Source organism: Streptomyces sindenensis, from assembly GCF_014649035.1.
In the GTDB taxonomy this organism is placed as follows: Bacteria; Actinomycetota; Actinomycetes; order Streptomycetales; family Streptomycetaceae; genus Streptomyces; species Streptomyces sindenensis.
Genome location: NZ_BMSG01000002.1, coordinates 199,033 through 217,568 on the forward strand (window position 1 = coordinate 199,033; position 18,536 = coordinate 217,568).

The 18,536-nt window shown below is 71.3% G+C and carries 12 protein-coding genes; 5 read left to right on the forward strand and 7 right to left on the reverse strand.

Features of this window, described 5'->3' with window-relative positions; translation table 11 throughout:
• Positions 1 to 42 precede the first annotated feature (42 nt).
• A complete protein-coding gene (locus IE145_RS04180; protein ID WP_189518912.1) occupies positions 43 to 957 on the forward strand; it encodes an LLM class flavin-dependent oxidoreductase in 915 nt (304 codons plus the stop codon).
• A 563-nt stretch (positions 958 to 1,520) separates the two neighbouring features.
• A complete protein-coding gene (locus IE145_RS04185) occupies positions 1,521 to 2,420 on the forward strand; it encodes a Cof-type HAD-IIB family hydrolase (RefSeq protein ID WP_229825318.1) in 900 nt (299 codons plus the stop codon).
• A gap of 31 nt (positions 2,421 to 2,451) precedes the next feature.
• Here IE145_RS04185 and IE145_RS04190 read toward each other — a convergent pair whose 3' ends face one another.
• The 5 genes from IE145_RS04190 to hisC all read right to left on the reverse strand — a co-directional run bounded on the left by IE145_RS04190 (position 2,452) and on the right by hisC (position 11,843).
• Positions 2,452 to 4,158 (reverse strand): sensor histidine kinase, encoded by a 1,707-nt coding sequence (locus tag IE145_RS04190; protein WP_189518916.1) that lies wholly within the window; start codon positions 4,156 to 4,158, stop codon positions 2,452 to 2,454.
• Positions 4,159 to 4,307: 149 nt separating this feature from the next.
• On the reverse strand, positions 4,308 to 7,832 hold the full coding sequence (gene cydD, locus IE145_RS04195; RefSeq protein ID WP_189518918.1) for a thiol reductant ABC exporter subunit CydD: 3,525 nt from the start codon (positions 7,830 to 7,832) through the stop codon (positions 4,308 to 4,310).
• 87 nt (positions 7,833 to 7,919) lie between these two features.
• Positions 7,920 to 8,921, reverse strand: coding sequence for a cytochrome d ubiquinol oxidase subunit II (gene cydB, locus IE145_RS04200; protein WP_189518921.1), 1,002 nt, complete (start codon positions 8,919 to 8,921; stop codon positions 7,920 to 7,922).
• Positions 8,922 to 8,939: 18 nt separating this feature from the next.
• Positions 8,940 to 10,451 carry a cytochrome ubiquinol oxidase subunit I gene (locus IE145_RS04205; protein ID WP_189518923.1) on the reverse strand — a complete coding sequence of 504 codons (1,512 nt, stop codon included), beginning with the start codon at positions 10,449 to 10,451 and terminating at the stop codon, positions 8,940 to 8,942.
• A 312-nt stretch (positions 10,452 to 10,763) separates the two neighbouring features.
• A complete protein-coding gene (gene hisC / locus IE145_RS04210) occupies positions 10,764 to 11,843 on the reverse strand; it encodes a histidinol-phosphate transaminase (RefSeq protein ID WP_189518925.1) in 1,080 nt (359 codons plus the stop codon).
• A gap of 405 nt (positions 11,844 to 12,248) precedes the next feature.
• Here hisC and IE145_RS04215 point away from each other — a divergent pair, with 405 nt between their 5' ends.
• The 3 genes from IE145_RS04215 to IE145_RS04225 all read left to right on the forward strand — a co-directional run bounded on the left by IE145_RS04215 (position 12,249) and on the right by IE145_RS04225 (position 15,752).
• Positions 12,249 to 13,361: a LacI family DNA-binding transcriptional regulator gene (locus IE145_RS04215; RefSeq protein WP_006126041.1), complete on the forward strand. Its 1,113-nt coding sequence runs from the start codon at positions 12,249 to 12,251 to the stop codon at positions 13,359 to 13,361.
• A gap of 159 nt (positions 13,362 to 13,520) precedes the next feature.
• Positions 13,521 to 14,717, forward strand: coding sequence for a metallophosphoesterase (locus IE145_RS04220; RefSeq protein ID WP_268246801.1), 1,197 nt, complete (start codon positions 13,521 to 13,523; stop codon positions 14,715 to 14,717).
• A 204-nt stretch (positions 14,718 to 14,921) separates the two neighbouring features.
• Positions 14,922 to 15,752 (forward strand): hypothetical protein, encoded by an 831-nt coding sequence (locus IE145_RS04225; RefSeq protein ID WP_189518929.1) that lies wholly within the window; start codon positions 14,922 to 14,924, stop codon positions 15,750 to 15,752.
• Positions 15,753 to 15,844: 92 nt separating this feature from the next.
• Here the strand turns inward: IE145_RS04225 and IE145_RS04230 are convergent, their stop codons facing one another.
• Positions 15,845 to 16,201: a DUF805 domain-containing protein gene (locus tag IE145_RS04230; RefSeq protein ID WP_189518930.1), complete on the reverse strand. Its 357-nt coding sequence runs from the start codon at positions 16,199 to 16,201 to the stop codon at positions 15,845 to 15,847.
• A 414-nt stretch (positions 16,202 to 16,615) separates the two neighbouring features.
• On the reverse strand, positions 16,616 to 18,406 hold the full coding sequence (gene thiC / locus IE145_RS04235; protein ID WP_189518932.1) for a phosphomethylpyrimidine synthase ThiC: 1,791 nt from the start codon (positions 18,404 to 18,406) through the stop codon (positions 16,616 to 16,618).
• Positions 18,407 to 18,536 lie beyond the last annotated feature (130 nt).

Genomic DNA, 18,536 nt, shown 5'->3' on the forward strand with positions numbered 1-18,536 from the left:
GCGGCGGTCGGGGCCCTTGGGCATCGTCGTAGGCTCTGAGGCATGAGCCTGCGCCTGAGCACCGTGATCCTGCCCGTTCACCGCTGGCACGAGGGCGGCCGTGACCAGTGGCTGCGCGCCGAGGAGCTCGGCTTCCACGCGGCGTACACGTACGACCACCTGTCCTGGCGGGTTCCGTTCCGCGACGGGCCGTGGTTCGGCGCGGTGCCCACGCTGACCGCCGCCGCGACGGCCACCGAGCGGCTGCGCTTGGGGACGCTCGTGACGTCACCCAACTTCCGGCACCCTGTGACGCTCGCCAAGGAGCTCATCTCGCTGGACGACATCTCCGGCGGCCGGTTCACGCTGGGCATCGGCGCCGGCGGCAACGGCTTCGATGCCACGACGCTGCTCAGGGGCGACGCGGAGCCCTGGACGCCGCGCGAGCGCGCCGACAGGTTCGGAGAGTTCGTGCCGCTGCTCGACCGGCTGCTGACCGAGGACTCGGTGACGTACGAGGGGACCTTCTACTCGGCGACCGAGGCGCGCAACATCCCGGGATGCGTACAGCGCCCGAGGCTGCCCTTCGCCGTCGCGGCCACCGGCCCGCGCGGCCTGAAGCTGGCGGCCCGGCACGGGCAGGCGTGGGTGACCACAGGCGACCCCAAGCTCTTCGAGACAGGTACGCCCGAGGAGTCCGTCGAGGCGATCAGGGGGCAGGCCGAGAACCTCGCCAAGGCCTGCGCGGCGGCCGGCAGGAACGTGGCCGAGCTGGACAAGATCCTGCTGACCGGATTCACGCCGGACCGCAACCGTCCCCTGGAGTCCGTCGACGCCTTCGTGGACTTCGCGGGCCGCCACCAGGAGCTGGGCTTCACCGAGATCGTCATCCACTGGCCCATCCCCGACTCCGGCTTCGCCGCGGACCAGGCGGTGTTCGAGCGGATCGCCGCCGAGGCCGCCACCCAGCTCCGCTGAGCGACCGCATACGTGCGGACTCGGGGCATCAGCTTCCGCACCGGGTAGGCGCTGCCGCGGGGCGAAAGGCTCGACTGAGCCCACGAGGACGCCCAGACGCATACGCCGCGTCACCGTCGCCGCCGTCGGTGCCGGGGTCGGGGTCGCGCCGATCCACGGCCCGTCGCGGAAGCTCCGCCAGGACGGGTGGTCGTGTACGCGGCGGGGAAGCCGGCCGCTGTCCGAGAGGGGGCTTCGTCGACCGCTGCCGCTCCTGGTGGCGTGCAACGGAATCACGCTCAGAGTCCGCCCGGGAGAAACCCGCTCACACCTGACTGATCCGTTCCACTGATCCGTTCCACTGGTCCGTTCCACTGGTCCGTCCTGACCCGGCGTCGTCGGGGGAGGGCCGCCGTCCCTGCCGCCCCCCTGATCGGCTGCCGGACGGACGATGGCATGTCCCTTGAGGCCACCCTCATGGCTTTGGCATATGCCATAGGGATTTTCCGCAGATCAGCGCCTCCATCCACTCAAATGTGCGCCCCTTCGCACGCCCGTGCACCCTCGTGGGCGAGAATGGCCCGGTGACCTCAGTGACCGATACGCCTCTTCCCGCCGCGACCCGGCTGATCGCCACCGACCTCGACGGCACCCTGCTGCGCGACGACAAGACGCTGTCCCCGCGCACCGTCGCGGCCCTCGCGGCGGCCGAGGAGGCCGGGATCGAGGTCTTCTTCGTCACCGGCCGGCCGGCCCGCTGGATGGACGTCGTACGGAACCACGTCCAGAGCCACTCCACCGCGATCTGCGCCAACGGCGCCGTGGTCACCGATCTGCGGACGGACGGCGACCTCCTCGCCGTACGGGCGCTGGAGCGCGACGCCGCGCTCCACGTCGTGCGCACCCTGCGCGAGGCGGCCCCCGGCACCTCCTTCGCCGTCGAGATGACCACCGGCATCAACTACGAACCGGCCTACCCGCCGTTCCACCTGGACCCGGGGGCCTCGGTCGCCGTCGCCGAGAAGCTGCTGCACGAGGACGCCCCGGGCGTCGGCGCGCCCGTGCTCAAGCTGCTGGCCCACCACACCGAGCTGGCGCCGGACGCGTTCCTCGACCTGGCCCGTAGGACGGCCGGCGACCGGGCCTCCATCACCCGCTCCAGCCCGTCCGCGCTGCTGGAGGTCAGCGGACTCGGCGTCTCCAAGGCCACCACGCTCGCCGCCTGTTGTGCCGAGCGCGGCATCTCGCCCGCCGAGGTGGTCGCCTTCGGCGACATGCCCAACGACATCGAGATGCTCAGCTGGGCCGGCGCCTCCTTCGCCATGGGCAACGCCCACCCGGACGCGCTGGCCGCCGCCACGGGCCGGACCGCGACCAACGAGGAGGACGGGGTGGCCCTCGTCATCGAGCGGATCCTCGCCGCCCGCGCGGAGGGCCGCACCCAGGCCCGCCGCACCCAGGCCGGCCGCACCGAGGCCCGCTGAAACCTTTCGGCACATCGGGGAGGCGCTCCCTTCACAGCGGCGCCTCCCACACCACCGTCGTCCCGCCGCCGTCCTCCCCCATGCCCGGCTCGATCCGGCTCGCCCCGCCCAGGGACTCGGCCCGGCGGGCCAGGTTGCGCAGTCCGCTGCGGCGTCCGCCCTCCGGGACGCCCACCCCGTCGTCGGCGACCGAGAGCCGTACCGCGGCCCGGCCGTCCGCCAGCGTCACCGTCGCGTCGACGACCACATCGATCAGCGACGCCTCCGCGTGCCGGAACGCGTTGGAGAGGGCCTCGCGCAACGCGGCGACCAGGTTCTTGCCCGTCAGCTCGCCGACGAGCGAGTCCACCGGGCCCAAGAAGCGGTGCGAGGGCTTGAAGCCGAGCGGGACGGCCGCCATGTTGATCTCCCGCAGCACCCGGGTACGCAGCCCCGAGGGGGCCTCGGCCGGCTCCTGCTGGAGCGCGAAGATCGCCGTACGGATCTCCTGGATGGTCACATCCAGCTCGTCGACCGCCCGGCCGACACCGGTCCGCACCTCCGGCACCACCGATCTGCGCTGGGCGCTCTCCAGCATCATCCCGGTGGCGAACAGCCGCTGGATGACCAGGTCGTGGAGGTCGCGGGCGATCCGGTCGCGGTCCTCGTACACCGCGAGCCGCTCCCGGTCCCGCTGCGCCTCGGCCATCATCAGCGCCAGCGCCGCCTGGGAGGCGAACTGCGTGGCGAGGGTCCGCTCGGCCTCCGTGAACGGGCGCGCGCCCCGGGCGCGGGGAGTGGCCAGCGCGCCGAGCACCCGGCCGCCGCTCTGGAGCGGCAGCAGCATGCTGGGGCCGAACCGGTCGGCCAGCCGGGTCACCATCCGGCTGTCGGAGGCCGAGTCGTCGATGAACACCGCCTCGCCCGCGAGGAGTTTCGCCGCCACCGCGCTCCGGCCCGGAATGATCACCCCGAGCGAGGACGAGGGGTCGTCGGACGACACGGCGACGATCTCCAGACCGCCCTCCTCGGCGGGCAGCAGCACGATCCCGGCGGCGGCGTCCGCGAGCCGGCGGGCCTGTTCGGCGACCACGGACAGGGCCTCGTCGGCGTCCCCGCCCGACAGAAGCGCCGTCGTGACCGCCACCGACCCGTCGATCCAGTGCTCCCGCTGGCGCGCCGCCTCGTACAGCCGGGCGTTGCCGATGGCGATCCCGGCCTCCGTGGCCAGCACCCGGACCATGTGGAGGTCGTAGTCGCTGAACTCCGCGCCGCCGTGCTTCTCGGTCAGGTAGAGGTTGCCGAAGATCTCCCCCTGGACCCGGATGGGCACCCCGAGGAAGGACCGCATCCGGGGGTGGCCCGGCGGGAACCCGGCGGAGCGCGGGTCGGTGGACAGATCGGCCAGCCGGACCGGGGCGGGGTCGTGGATCAGCGCGCCGAGCAGGCCCCGGTGGCCGTCGGGCCGTCGCCCGATCTCCTCGGCCACGTCCTGCGGAACGCCGTGGGTGACGAAGTCCGAAAGCCCCTCACCCCGGTCGTCGACGACGCCGATGGCCGCGTACCGGGCGTGGGCCAGCTCGGCGGCCGTCTCGCAGATCCGGTCCAGGGTGGAGTGCAGCTCCAGCCCCGCGCCGACGGACCGCATCGCCTCCAGGAGCTGCGGCACCCGCGCGGTCAGCTCGGTGGACAGCCCCTGAAGGCTGCGGGTGGCCCGGGTGGCGGCGTCGAGGGAGTCCTTCGGGTCGGGCTCTGCCATGACCTGAGCCTAGTAAGTGCCGATAAGGGACGAAAGTCGGAAATGCGCCCGATGGCCGGAAGGCCGACACCCTCCCGCCACACCGCCTGCCCGGCCCCACGGCAGGAAGGGCGACGGCCGCCCGGCGCCCGCCTGCGTCCTCCATCGCCCTACACCGCCGCTCCCACCGTCTCGCGTTCGCGCTCCAGCATGCGGCGCAGCGGCCCGTCCCCGGTGGCCAGTTCGGCGTACGGGCCGCGCTGGACGACCCGGCCCGCGTCCAGCACCAGCACCTCGTCGACCGCCTCCAGACCGGTCAGCCGGTGAGTGATCAGAACCGTCGCACGCCCCCGGGTCGCGGCCAGCAGATCGGCGGTGAGGGCGTCGGCGGTCGGCAGGTCGAGGTGTTCGGCGGGCTCGTCCAGGACGAGAACGGGGAAGTCGGCGAGGAGCGCGCGGGCCAGGGCGAGGCGCTGGCGCTGGCCGCCGGAGAGCCGGGCGCCGTGCTCGCCGACGGCCGTGTCGAGGCCTTCCGGCAGGGCCCGCACCCAGTCCAGGAGGCGGGCCCGGGAGAGCGCGTCGCGCAGTTCGGCGTCGGTCGCCCCGGGCCGGGCCAGCCGCAGGTTCTCGCGGATCGTGCTGTCGAAGACGTGGGCGTCCTGGGCGCACAGGCCGACCGAGCGCCGGACCGTGTCCGAGTCCAGGGCGGACGCCTCGGCGCCGCCGAGCCGGTACGTCCCCGACGAGGCGTCCAGGAAGCGCAGGAGGACCTGGGCGAGCGTCGTCTTGCCCGAGCCGGAAGGTCCCACGACCGCGATGCGCCGTCCGGGCGTCAGCGTCAGGTCGAGCGAGGCCAGCGCGTCGTGCCCGGCCCCCGGGTAGCGGGCGCTCAGCGCGCGTACCTCCAGCGGGAAGGGCGAGCCGGGCTCCTCGGCCGGGGTCCGGGGCTCCTGTACGGGTACGGGGGCGTCCAGCACCTCGAACACGCGCTCCGCGCTCCGGGCGACGCGCTGGCGGTACTGCACGGCCAGCGGCAGCCCGGCGACGGCCTCGAAGGCGGCCAGCGGGGTCAGCACCACCACCGCGAGCGCGACCCCGGACAGCCGTCCGTCGTTGACGGCGGGGACGCCGACGGCCGCGGCGGCCACCACGGTGAGCCCGCAGACGAGGGCGGAAAGACCGCCGCCCAGTGCCGTCGCGGCCGCCGCCCGGGAGGCGATCCGGGTCAGGAGGGTGTCGGCCGAGCGCAGCCGCTCCTGCCGGGCGGGCAGAGCGCCCGCGACGGTCAGTTCGGCGGTGCCACCGAGCAGGTCGGTCACCCGGGTGGCCAGGGTGGCGCGGGCGGGCGCGAGCTGACGCTCCGTACGGCGGGCGCAGGCGCCGCTGACGAGCGGGACGCCGACTCCGGCGAGCAGCAGGCCGACCGCGAGGATCACGCCCGCCTCGGGAAGCAGCCAGCCGGTGAACCCGGCGGCGGCGGTCCCCACCACGACGGCGGTGGAGGCGGGCAGCAGCCAGCGCAGCCAGTAGTCCTGGAGCGCGTCCACATCCGCGACGAGGCGGGACAGCAGGTCCCCGCGCCGGGTGGTGCGCAGACCGGCGGGGGCGATGCGTTCGAGGCCCCGGTAGACGGCGACGCGCAGGTGGGCGAGGAGCTTCAGCACGGCGTCGTGCGAGACGAGCCGCTCGGCGTAGCGGAAGACGGCCCGCCCGATACCGAAGGCCCGGGTCGCGGTGACCGCCATCATCAAGTACATGACCGGCGGCTCCTCGGAGGCGCGGGAGATCAGCCAGCCGGAGACCGCCATGAGCCCCACGGCCGAGCCGACGGCCAGACTGCCCAGCAGCAGGGCCAGGGCCAGTTGTCCGCGCCGGTCCCCGGCCGACGCCCGGACCCGGGCGAGCACCCGTCCCGGGCGGGTCCCGGCCGGAACGGGGGAGCCCAGGGACTCCACGGGGCGGGCGGTCGGCAGTTCGCCGCCCGCGAGCGGCTCCGGGACGGCCGGGCTTGGAGCCGCGAGACCCGCGACGAGCTCCCCGTACCCCTCCGTCCGGGCGTCGGCGCGCGGTTCCAGCGCCACCACACGGTCGGCGACCGCCAGCAGCGCCGGGCGGTGGACGACCAGCAGCACGGTCCGCCCGGCGGCCAGCCTCCGTACGGCGTCGACGATGCCGGCCTCGCTCTCGCCGTCCAGGCTCGCGGTCGGCTCGTCCAGCAGCAGGAGCGGCCGGTCGGCGAGGAACGCCCGGGCGAGGGCGATGCGCTGGCGCTGGCCCGCGGAGAGCCCGGCGCCGTCCTCGCCGAGCACGGTCAGCATCCCGTCCGGGAGCGCGGCGACGAAGTCGTACGCGCCCGCGTCCCGCAGCGCCGCGACGACCGCCTCGTCGTCGGCGTCGGGCCGGGCGAGGCGGACGTTCTCGGCGATCGTGCCCGCGAAGAGGTGGGGGCGCTGGGGGACCCAGGCGATACGGCTCCGCCAGCGTTCGGGGTCCAGGTCCGCGAGGTCCCGCCCCCCGGCCCGAACGTGCCCCTCGTCGGGCCGGGCGAAGCCCAGGATCACGTTCAGCAGGGTGGACTTGCCGACGCCGCTCGGGCCGACCAGGGCAACGGTCTCCCCCGGCTCGACGGTGAGCGAGGCGGCGTCCAACGACGGTTCGGCGCGGCCCTCGTGGCGTACGGTCACGTCCGCCAGCTCCAGCCGCAGCACGTCCGGGGCGTCCTCGGTGCCCGAGGTGCGGGGTTCGGTCTCCAGGACCGCGAAGATCTCCTCGGCGGCCGAGAGCCCCTCGGCCGCCGCGTGGTACTGCGCCCCGACCTGGCGGATCGGCAGATAGGCCTCCGGGGCCAGGATCAGGACCACCAGGCCGGTGTAGAGGTCGAGTTCGCCGTGGACGAGCCGCATGCCGATGGTGACGGCGACGAGGGCCACCGACAGGGTCGCCAGCAGCTCCAGCGCGAAGGAGGAGAGGAAGGCGATCCGCAGGGTGCGCAGGGTGGCCCGGCGGTAGTCGGACGTGATCGTGCGGATCGACTCGGCCTGGGCCTTGGCCCGCCCGAAGACCTTCAGGGTCGGCAGCCCGGCGACGACGTCCAGGAAGTGCCCGGAGAGCCGGGACAGCAGCTGCCACTGACGGTCCATCCGGGACTGGGTGGCCCAGCCGATCAGGATCATGAACAGCGGGATGAGCGGCAGGGTGACGACGATGATCGCCGCCGAGACCCAGTCCTCCGTGACGATCCGGGCCAGCACCGCCACCGGCACGACGACCGCGAGGCCGAGCTGTGGGAGATAGCGGGCGAAGTAGTCGTCGAGCGCGTCGATCCCCCGGGTCGCCAGCGCGACCAGCGAACCGGTGCGCTGTCCGCCCAGCCAGTCCGGCCCCAGCCGCGTGGCCCGCTCCAGGAGTCGGCCGCGCAGTTCGGACTTGACGGCCGCGCTGGCGCGATGGGCGGCCAGCTCGGTGAGCCAGGCGACGACGGCCCGGCCGAGCGCGACCGCGGCGAGCAGCAGGAGAGGGGTGCGTAGTTCGGTGACCGTGAGCCCGTCCTCGAAACCGCCCACCACGATCTCGGCGATGAGCATCGCCTGGGCGATCACCAACAGGGCGCCGACCAGGCCGAGAGCCACCACGGCCGCCAGGAAGAGGCGGGTGGCCCGTGCGTGGTGGAGCAGACGCGGATCGATCGGTTTCACGTGAAACATCCCCCCGGCGGGGTCGGTGAGCTCTGCGGGATCGGGAGCTGCTGCGGGCCCGGCGAGGCCCGCAGCGGCTCACCGGAGTCAGTGCGCGTCGGCGATGTGCTGGGTGCCGATGCGCTTGCGGAAGACCCAGTAGGTCCAGCTCTGGTAGAGCAGCACGATGGGCGTGGCGATGCCCGCGCACCAGGTCATGATCTTGAGCGTGTACGGGCTGGACGAGGCGTTGGTGACCGTGAGGTTCCAGGCGTCGTTCAACGAGGACGGCATCACGTTCGGGAAGAGCGTCAGGAAGAGCATCGCGACCGCCGCCGCGATCGTCACGCCCGAGAACGCGAACGACCAGCCCTCACGTCCCTTGGCGACGGCTCCGATCGCGGCCAGCAGCGACACCACCGCCACGACCAGGGCTCCCATGCTCCAGCCGTCCCCGTTGTCGGCCTGGGTCCAGAGCAGGAAGCCCAGCGCGAGGAGCGCGGTGACGGGTCCCAGCTTCAGCGCCAGGGCGCGGGCCCGGGCCCGGATGTCGCCCGCCGTCTTGAGGCCGGCGAACACCGCTCCGTGGAAGGTGAAGAGAGTGAGCGTGACGAGGCCGCCGAGGATCGCGTACGGGTTGAGGAGGTCCCAGAAGGTGCCGACGTACTCCATGTCGGCGTCGATCTTCACGCCCCGGACGATGTTCCCGAACGCCACCCCCCACAGCACGGCGGGGATCAGGGAGGTCCAGAAGATCGCGGTCTCCCAGTTCGTCTGCCACCGCTCCTCGGGCCGCTTGGCGCGGTACTCGAAGGCGACGCCCCGCACGATCAGGCAGAACAGGATGATCAGCAGCGGCAGGTAGAAGCCGGAGAAGAGAGTGGCGTACCACTCGGGGAAGGCCGCGAAGGTCGCGCCGCCCGCGGTGAGCAGCCAGACCTCGTTGCCGTCCCAGACGGGCCCGATCGTGTTGATCAGGACCCTCTTCTCCTTGCGGTCGCGGGCCAGCAGTTTGGTGAGGACCCCGATGCCGAAGTCGAAGCCCTCCAGGAAGAAGTAGCCGGTCCAGAGGACGGCGATGAGCACGAACCAGACGTCGTGGAGTTCCATCTCTCAGCTCCTGTGTGCTCAGTACGAGAAGGCCATCGGCCGGTCGGCGTCTGCGTCGTCGTGGCCGCCGATCTTCGTGGGCGGGTTGAGGTCGTCCTCGGTGAGTTCCGGCGGCCCGGCCTTGATGTACTTCACGAGCAGCTTCACCTCGATCACGGCGAGCACCGCGTACAGCAGGGTGAAGACGATCATCGAGGTGAGGACCTCGCCCTGCGAGACACCGGGGGAGACCCCGGCACGCGTCTCCAGCACTCCGTAGACCACCCACGGCTGGCGGCCCATCTCGGTGAAGATCCAGCCCCAGGAGTTGGCGATCAGCGGGAAGAGCAGGGTCCAGAGCGCGACGAGCCAGTAGAGCTTGGTGAGCCTCGGGCTCAGCGCCTTGTTCCGGAACAGGACCAGATGCGGCACCTCGTCCTCACCGGTCCGCAGCGCCGGTGGCAGCAGGAACTTCTTCCGGGTCAGCCAGAGCCCCAGGAGGCCGAGTCCGAAGGAGGCCATCCCGAAGCCGATCATCCACCGGAAGCTCCAGAACGCGACCGGGATGTTGGGCCGGTAGTCGCCGGGCCCGTACTTCTCCTGCGACTCCTTGTTGATGTCGTTGATGCCGGGGACATAGGAGTTCGGGTCGTTGTTGGCGAGGAAGGACAGCACCCCGGGCAGCGAGATCTCCACGGAGTTGTGGCCCTCGCTGACGTCCCCGTACGCGAATATCGAGAAGGGCGCCCGCTCCTGGCCGTCCCACAGCGCCTCGGCGGCGGCCATCTTCATCGGCTGCTGCCGGAACATGACCTTGGCGAGGCTGTCGCCGCTGACGGCGGTGAGCAGTCCGGCGACCACGACGGTGATCAGCCCCAGACGGAGCGAGGTCCGCATCACCGGGATGTGCTTCTTGCGCGCCAGGTGGAACGCGGCGATACCGACCATGAAGGCCCCGCCGACCAGGAACGCCGCCGTGATGGTGTGGAAGAACTGGGTGACCGCGGTGTCCTGGGTGAGCACCCGCCAGAAGTCGGTGAGCTCGGCGCGGCCGCGCTCCTCGTTGATCCGGTAGCCCACCGGGTGCTGCATCCAGGAGTTGGCCGCCAGGATGAAGTAGGCGGAGAGGATCGTGCCGATCGAGACCATCCACATGCAGGCCAGGTGGATCTTCTTCGGCAGCTTGTCCCAGCCGAAGATCCACAGCCCGATGAAGGTGGACTCGAAGAAGAAGGCGATCAGCGCCTCGAAGGCGAGCGGAGCGCCGAAGATGTCGCCGACGAAGCGCGAGTAGTCGGACCAGTTCATCCCGAACTGGAACTCCTGGACGATGCCCGTGACGACGCCCATGGCGATGTTGATCAGGAACAGCTTGCCCCAGAACTTGGTCGCCCTGAGGTACTTCTCCTTCTCCGTCCGCACCCAGGCCGTCTGCAGGCCGGCGGTGAGCGCGGCGAGCGAGATCGTCAGAGGGACGAAGAGGAAGTGGTAGACGGTGGTGATGCCGAACTGCCATCGCGCCAGGGTCTCCGGCGCCAGAGCTAGGTCCACGTCGTCAGTCTCCTTACATCGCCGTGGTCATCCCGGCACTATGCCCCTTTGATCCCCCTGATTGCGGGAGGAAACAGGGCACGCTTGTGAACGCGTTCACATTCACAAGCAATTATGGCGCACACACTTTCGGAGCCTTCGCCGGGGGTACCCCTTTTCGGCCACCTGCCCCGTGCTATCGCCTGTTGCCGCCGGCACCCGGCCCGACAGAAAGGGGCCCCGGACCTCGTCGATCGAGGTCCGGGGCCCCACCCGGTCGTATCGGCGGCGCGCCGAGGCCCTGCCGTCAGACCGACGGCAGGGCCCAACGCCCTACAGCTCCGCGCGGAACGCCTCCGCCGCCTTGAGGAACAGGTCGTTCCCCTCGGTCTCGCCGATCGTGACCCGTACGCCCTCGCCCGCGAACGGGCGGACGACCACACCGGCCCGCTCACAGGCCCCCGCGAAGTCGAGGGTCCGCTCGCCGAGCCGCAGCCAGACGAAATTCGCGTGCGACTCCGGCACCGTCCAGCCCTGGCGCGCCAGCTCCGCGCTCACCCGGGCGCGCTCGGCGACCAGCGAGCCGACCCGGCCCAGCAGCTCGTCCTCGGCGCGGAGCGAGGCCACGGCCGCGTCCTGGGCGAGCTGGCTCACGCCGAAGGGGACGGCGGTCTTGCGCAGCGCCGCGGCCACCGGCTCGTGCGCCACGGCGAACCCGACCCGCAGCCCGGCCAGGCCGTACGCCTTGGAGAAGGTCCGCAGCACGGCCACATTGGGCCGGTCACGGTAGATCTCGATGCCGTCGGGTACGTCGGCGTCGCGGATGAACTCCTTGTACGCCTCGTCCAGCACCACCAGGACATCGCTCGGCACCCGGTCGAGGAACCGTTCCAGCTCGGCCCGGCGCACCACCGTGCCGGTGGGGTTGTTGGGGTTGCAGACGAAGATCAGCCGGGTCCGGTCGGTGATCGCCTCCGCCATCGCGTCGAGGTCGTGCACATCCCCCGCGGTCAACGGCACCTTGACCGAGGTCGCGCCGCTGACCTGGGTGATGATCGGGTACGCCTCGAAGGACCGCCAGGCGTAGATGACCTCGTCACCGGGGCCGGAGGTGGCCTGGAGCAGCTGCTGGGCCACCCCCACCGACCCCGTTCCGGTGGCGAGGTGCGCCAGGGGCACACCGAAACGCTCGGCCAGCGCGTTCATCAGGCCGGTGCACGCCATGTCCGGGTAGCGGTTGAAGTTCCCCGCGGCGGCGAGCGCCGACTCCAGCACGCCCGGCAGCGGGGGATAGGGGTTCTCGTTGGAGGACAGCTTGTACGCGACCGGTCCGCCGGCCGCCGCGGGCTTGCCCGGCACATAGGCGGGAACGCCGTCCAGCTCGGCGCGCAGCTTGGGGCTCGTCTCGCTCACCGCAGGTCCTCCTCGACCGTCCGTTCACAGCAATACTGCACACCTTATGAGGATTGGGCCCCGCTGCGAATGGCCCGAGCGGGAAATCGACCGCAGTGCCCGGGAATGGGACCTCGCCCGGGGCCGGTCCGGGGGCCGCGCCCGGGGGAGCGTTTCCGGTTCCGGCGCGCGCCGGTGGCTCGCGCCGTGGCGCGCGTCCCCCGAAGTGGTGAGTTGAGACCTCTTCGAGACATCACACATTCAGCAGGCTGCCACCCTTCAATACCTGATACATGCATGCAATAACCTTCAACTGCCTTGCATTGCAAGGGATTTGATGGGGTGTGACCTTGCAGAAACGTGCCTGTCAACGTGCGCATATGCGACCGGACCGACCACCCCTCGGAGCCCTACTATCGGCTCGCCATGACAGCAGCAGGGAAGCACCAGGTGAGCCGGACGGAGACCCCCCGGCGCAGCGGCCGGCCAGGACGGGCGGGGATCCGGGACGTGGCCGCCGCGGCCGGAGTCTCGATCACGACCGTCTCCGACGCGCTCAACGGCAAGGGCAGGCTCCCGGACGCCACCCGCCGCCATGTCCGCGAGGTCGCCGAGCGCCTGGGCTACCGCCCGTCCGCCGCGGCCCGAACCCTCCGTACGGGCAAGTCGGGGCTGATCGGCCTGACCGTGACCACGTACGGGAATGAACCTTTCACCTTCACCGAATTCGCGTACTTCGCGGAGATGGCGAGAGCCGCGACCTCCGCGGCGCTGGCCCGCGGCTACGCCCTCGTCATCCTCCCCGCCACCTCCCGGCACGACGTCTGGTCGAACGTCGCGCTCGACGGAACCGTCGTCATCGACCCCTCCGACCAGGACCCGGTCGTCACCGAACTCGTCCGCCAGGGACTGCCTGTCGTCTCCGACGGCCGCCCGGCCGGGACGCTCCCCGTCACCGCCTGGGTCGACAACGACCACCGGGCCGCCGTGCTCGACCTCCTCGACCATCTCGCCGCCGCCGGGGCCCGCCGCATCGGCCTGCTGACCGGCAACACCACCGACACGTACACCCGGCTGTCCACCACCGCCTACCTCCACTGGTGCGAGCGGGTCGGCCAGGATCCCGTCTACGAGTCCTACCCGGCCCACGACCCCTGCGCGGGGGCCGTCGCCGCCGACCGGCTGCTCGCCCGCCCGGACCGCCCCGACGCGGTCTACGGGCTCTTCGACCCCAACGGGACCGACCTCCTCGCGGCGGCCCGCCGCTACGGGCTGCGCGTCCCCGAGGACCTGCTGCTGGTCTGCTGCAGCGAGTCCACCGTGTACGCGGCCACCGAGCCGCCCATCACGACGCTCTCGCTGAAGCCCCGCCGGATCGGCACGGCCGTCGTCCAGCTCCTCATCGACGCCATCGAAGGGGTCGAGCACGACGGGCCGGTGGAGCAGGTCATACCGACGGAGCTCATCGTCCGGACCTCCTCGCAACGCCGCCCACCCCGCACCACGGTCAGCGCGCCGCGCTCCCCCAGCGGGGATTGATCATCTCTTTTCGGACCAATCGGCCGGTGAACCGTGCGTGCGCCCGGATTCACCACCCCTGGTGCGTCACACAGATCGATCCGCATTCCTATGATGGGCGCACGACACCGCGGACCACCTCTACCAGGCAGGGCCCGTCAGGTGTACGGCGGCGCGACGGTGGTGGAGGGGTCGATGACTCAGGGGGCCGGTCAGGAACCCGTGGTGCGGACGGCGACGTTGCGTGACTTCCGGGTTCCGCCGTACGCGCAGACGCCCGTGCCACCGCAGGCTCAGGGTGCGCCCCCTTCCTCGGTACCGCCGCAGGCGCCGGATCAGCACCCCCCGGCACCGGGCGCGCCCGTGCCGCCGCCCGCCGCGTCCGTCCCGCCGCACACCCCCGCGCCGCCCCGCCCGCCGCACCCCGGAAACGCCGTCGTGGGTGACGAGCAGCCGGAGGGCTACACCCCGACCGAGCGGGACCTCCCGGTCATCCGCCGCGGCGACACGGTCCAGGTCCGGACGGTCACCGAGCCGCACCCCGCGTCCGACGACGGCCGCGGCCCGCTCTTCGTCGTCGGCGACGTCCACGGCTATCTGGACGAGCTGCTGGCCGCCCTCGGCGAGCAGGGCCTCATCGACGCCGACGGGAACTGGGCCGCGGGCAACGCCCGGCTGTGGTTCCTCGGCGACTTCACCGACCGCGGCCCCGACGGCATCGGGGTCATCGACCTCGTCATGCGGCTCTCCGCCGAGGCGGCGGCGGCCGGGGGCTACTGCAAGGCCCTGATGGGCAACCACGAACTCCTGCTGATCGGCGCCAAGCGGTTCGCCGACACCCCCGTCAACTCCGGAGCGGGCACCGCCACCTTCCAGGCGGCCTGGCTGCTCAACGGCGGGCAGAAAACCGACATGGAGCGCCTCCAGGACGTCCACCTCCAGTGGATGTCCCGGCTCGACGCGGTCGTCGAGGAGGACGGGCATCTGCTGATGCACTCCGACACGACGGCCTACCTCGACTACGGGTCCACCATCGAGGACGTCAACGACACGATCACGGCCATTCTCACGCGTAACGACGCCGACGAGTGCTGGGACCTCTTCCGCAAGCTCACCAAGCGGTTCGCCTTCCGGGACGAGGGCGGCTCCCAGGCGGTGCGCGAGCTGCTGACCACGTACGGCGGACAGCGCATCGTCCATGGTCACAGCCCCATTCCCTACCTCCTGGGCGAGGTCGGAACGGAGGACGGCGAGGACGGCGCCGGGCCCGTGATCAACGGTCCCCACGTGTACGCGGACGACCTCGCCATCGCCATGGACGGCGGAGTGACCATGGCCGGAAAACTGCTGGTGGTCCAACTCCCCCTGCATGACTGACCGTCGGCGGGGAAGGCGCTTCAGGTTCAGTCCGCGCCGACCTCGCCGATCGCCGGGCCCGTCACCGGGCCCAATTCTGGAAACACCCTGTCACCCCTTGCCGTGAGCGCTCTACCATCGGCCTATCAGTGGCAGGCTCTCCTCCGTTTCCACCCGATCGCCCGGTCCAACGCGGGCAGCCGGGCACCGACGGAGCATCGGGGGATGCAGATGACAAGCGCTCCGCACCTGCTGGCCGAGGACGGACCCGAGTACGAGCGGATCCTGGGCGACGCACTGCGCCACGCTCACGAACGCCCGGACCTGGAGGGCGTCGGGGACCGGCTCAACACCGAACAGCTGCGCACCATGGCACTCGGCGCCACGGCGCTGATCACCGCCGCCGCGGCCACCGAGTACGAGCACTACACCAGGGCCCGCGGCGAACTGCGCCGGGCGGCGGCCGCCGAAGGGGCCGACGGGGTCCCGGGCCTGGACGGACCACAGAGCACCTCGGCCGGATCGGGCGCGGGCATCGGCGCGGTCATCACGGTCCTGACCCCGCTGCTGGCCGGCACCGCGGCGCTCATCTTCCTGCTCGTCGGCTATCTGCTGAAGACGGTCAGCCCGTCGCTGACGTTCGGCCGCTCCATGGTCACGGCCGGATGGTTCTTCGCCTGCGTCGCCGCCGCGGCGATCCTCGTCGCCGCCGTCGGACTGCTCGTCACCGCCCTCCGCAACGGCGCGACGTCCCTCGCCGCCGAGGAGGAGGAACAGGAGCTTCCGGAGGAGGTGGCGCGGGCCAGGGAGGCGTGGCGCCACGCCCTGCTGGAACGCGGCATCCTCCCGTTCTTCCGGGACGCCCTGGCCGACCCCACCGCGGGGCCCGCCGCCCGGACCCCGCACCGTTCGCCCAACCGCATCCCGAAGATCGGGTACAGCAGGCCGGATTTCTCGGGTCCGGACGACGGCCCGGCGGCCGGCCCCCGGCCGACCTTCACCAGCCCCGACTTCACGAGCCCGGACTTCGGCGGCCCGGAACACCGGCCGGACTGAGACCGGCGTGCCGGCCCCGGACACACCGCGGGCCGGGGCGGCAAGTGCCGCACCCGGCCCGTGGGACGCTCCGGACGGACCGGAGCGGTGGATCAGATGGCCTGCGGAGCCAGCTTCGGGTTGACGCCGTACTCGTTCGTCTCCGGCTTGCCCTCCGAGGCGAGGAAGACGATCAGGACGATGGCGCCGACCAGCGGGACGAGCGCGATCAGCAGCCACCAGCCGGAACGGCCGGTGTCGTGCAGACGGCGGACGCCGACGGCGAGCGCGGGGATGATCACCGCGACGGTGTAGATGTACGAGATGAACTCCGCGCCGATCGCACTGCCGATGATCGTGAGCACCAGGCTGATGACGAAGTTGATGAGCGTGAACATCCAGTACTCCTTGCGGCGCGCGCGTCCGCTGAAGCCTGCGTAGTTCTTGAGTACGGCCAGGTACCAGTTCATTGTGTTTCCCCTCCCCGGGCCCTTGTTCCAGGGCCGCCAACTTTCAGCCAAGCAAGCCGGAAAGTAAGCCACAGATAAGGAACGGGTCAAGCCTGGTTGACCCGTTGCCTCAACGTACATACAGCTGCCACACGACTGTGTCCATACTGTCGCTTAACAAACCAAGAAACCGTTCCAAAATCCAACAAGGTCAACCAAGTTGGGCAGAGCCTCACAAATCGCCCGGCGTTGCGCGATGTTGTTCAGTGATCACCGGAGTTCGATCCGGACCAGCGGGAGCTGGGCATGAGGCAGTACGGGGGACGGTCGCGGCGATCGTCTGGCCCGGGGGGGACCGGCACACGCCCGCGCGGCGCCCCGGGCCGGAACCCGGGGCGCCGCGCGGATCCGGGCGCTTGACGCGCCGCGGAGGGGTCAGTCCGCGATCGGCAGGTAGACCCGGTTCCCGGCGGCCGCGAACTCCTTGGACTTCTCGGCCATGCCCTCCTCGATCTCCTTCTGCGAACCACCGTGCTGACGGCGGATGTCCTGGGAGATCTTCATCGAGCAGAACTTCGGCCCGCACATCGAGCAGAAGTGCGCCGTCTTCGCCGGTTCGGCGGGCAGCGTCTCGTCGTGGAACTCCCGGGCCGTGTCCGGGTCGAGGGCCAGATTGAACTGGTCCTCCCACCGGAACTCGAACCGCGCGTCGGAGAGCGCGTCGTCCCACTCCTGCGCGCCCGGGTGCCCCTTGGCCAGGTCGGCCGCGTGGGCGGCGATCTTGTAGGTGATCACGCCCGTCTTCACGTCGTCCCGGTTCGGCAGCCCCAGGTGTTCCTTGGGCGTGACGTAACAGAGCATCGCCGTGCCCCACCAGGCGATCATCGCGGCGCCGATGCCCGAGGTGATGTGGTCGTAGGCGGGCGCGACATCCGTGGTCAGCGGGCCGAGCGTGTAGAACGGCGCCTCCTCGCAGATCTCCTGCTGGAGGTCGATGTTCTCCTTGATCTTGTGCATCGGGACATGCCCGGGGCCCTCGATCATGGTCTGTACACCGAACCGCTTGGCGATCGTGTTCAGCTCGCCCAGCGTGCGCAGCTCCGCGAACTGCGCCTCGTCGTTGGCGTCCGCGATCGAGCCGGGGCGCAGCCCGTCACCGAGCGAGTAGGTGACGTCGTACGTCGCGAGGATCTCGCAGAGTTCCTCGAAGTGCTCGTAGAGGAACGACTCCTTGTGGTGCGCCAGGCACCAGGCCGCCATGATCGAGCCGCCGCGCGAGACGATCCCGGTCTTGCGACGGGCCGTCAGCGGGACGTACGGCAGGCGCACTCCGGCGTGCACCGTCATGTAGTCCACGCCCTGTTCGGCCTGCTCGATGACGGTGTCCTTGTAGATGTCCCAGGTCAGCTCCTCGGCCCGGCCGTCGACCTTCTCCAGGGCCTGGTAGAGCGGGACGGTGCCGATCGGCACGGGGGAGTTGCGCAGCACCCACTCACGGGTGGTGTGGATGTTGCGGCCGGTGGACAGGTCCATGACCGTGTCGGCGCCCCACTGGGTCGCCCAGGTCATCTTGTCCACCTCCTCCTCGATGGAGGAGGTGACGGCCGAGTTGCCGATGTTGGCGTTGACCTTCACCAGGAACCGCTTGCCGATGATCATCGGCTCGATCTCGGGGTGGTTGACGTTGGCCGGCAGCACGGCACGGCCCGCCGCGATCTCCTCCCGTACGACCTCGGCCTCGACGTTCTCCCGGATCGCCACGTACTCCATCTCCGGGGTGATCTCCCCCCGCCGGGCGTACGCGAGCTGGGTGACGGGGCGTCCGTCGTGGCTGCGGCGCGGCTGGCGCGGGCGGCCGGGGAAGACCGCGTCGAGGTTGCGCAGTCCGCCGCGCGGCGAGGTGTGCTTGACCCCGTCGTCCTCCGGGCGGACCGGGCGGCCCGCGTACTCCTCGGTGTCGCCGCGGGCGATGATCCAGTTCTCCCGCAGTGGCGCGAGGCCCCGGCGGACATCGGTGTCGATGGCGGGATCGGTGTAGGGCCCAGACGTGTCGTACAGCGTCACGTCCTTGCCGTTGGTGAGGTGCACCTGTCGGACCGGCACCCGGAGGTCCGGGCGCGAGCCCTGGACGTACCCCTTGTGCCAGCCGATGGACTTCCCGGCCTCGTCGCCCTGGTTCTCGGCGGTCTGTTTCGAGGCAGGCGTGCGTGCGTCCGATGTGGTCATGAGACCTACTCCCTACGCCGGCATTACCCGGTAACAGGTTCGGCGGTCGGCGCAGCGTGTCCCGTACGGATGTACGGCGATCCCAGCGCCCTCTCAGCCCGGTGCTCCGAGCTCCCGCGTGTGCAAAGGT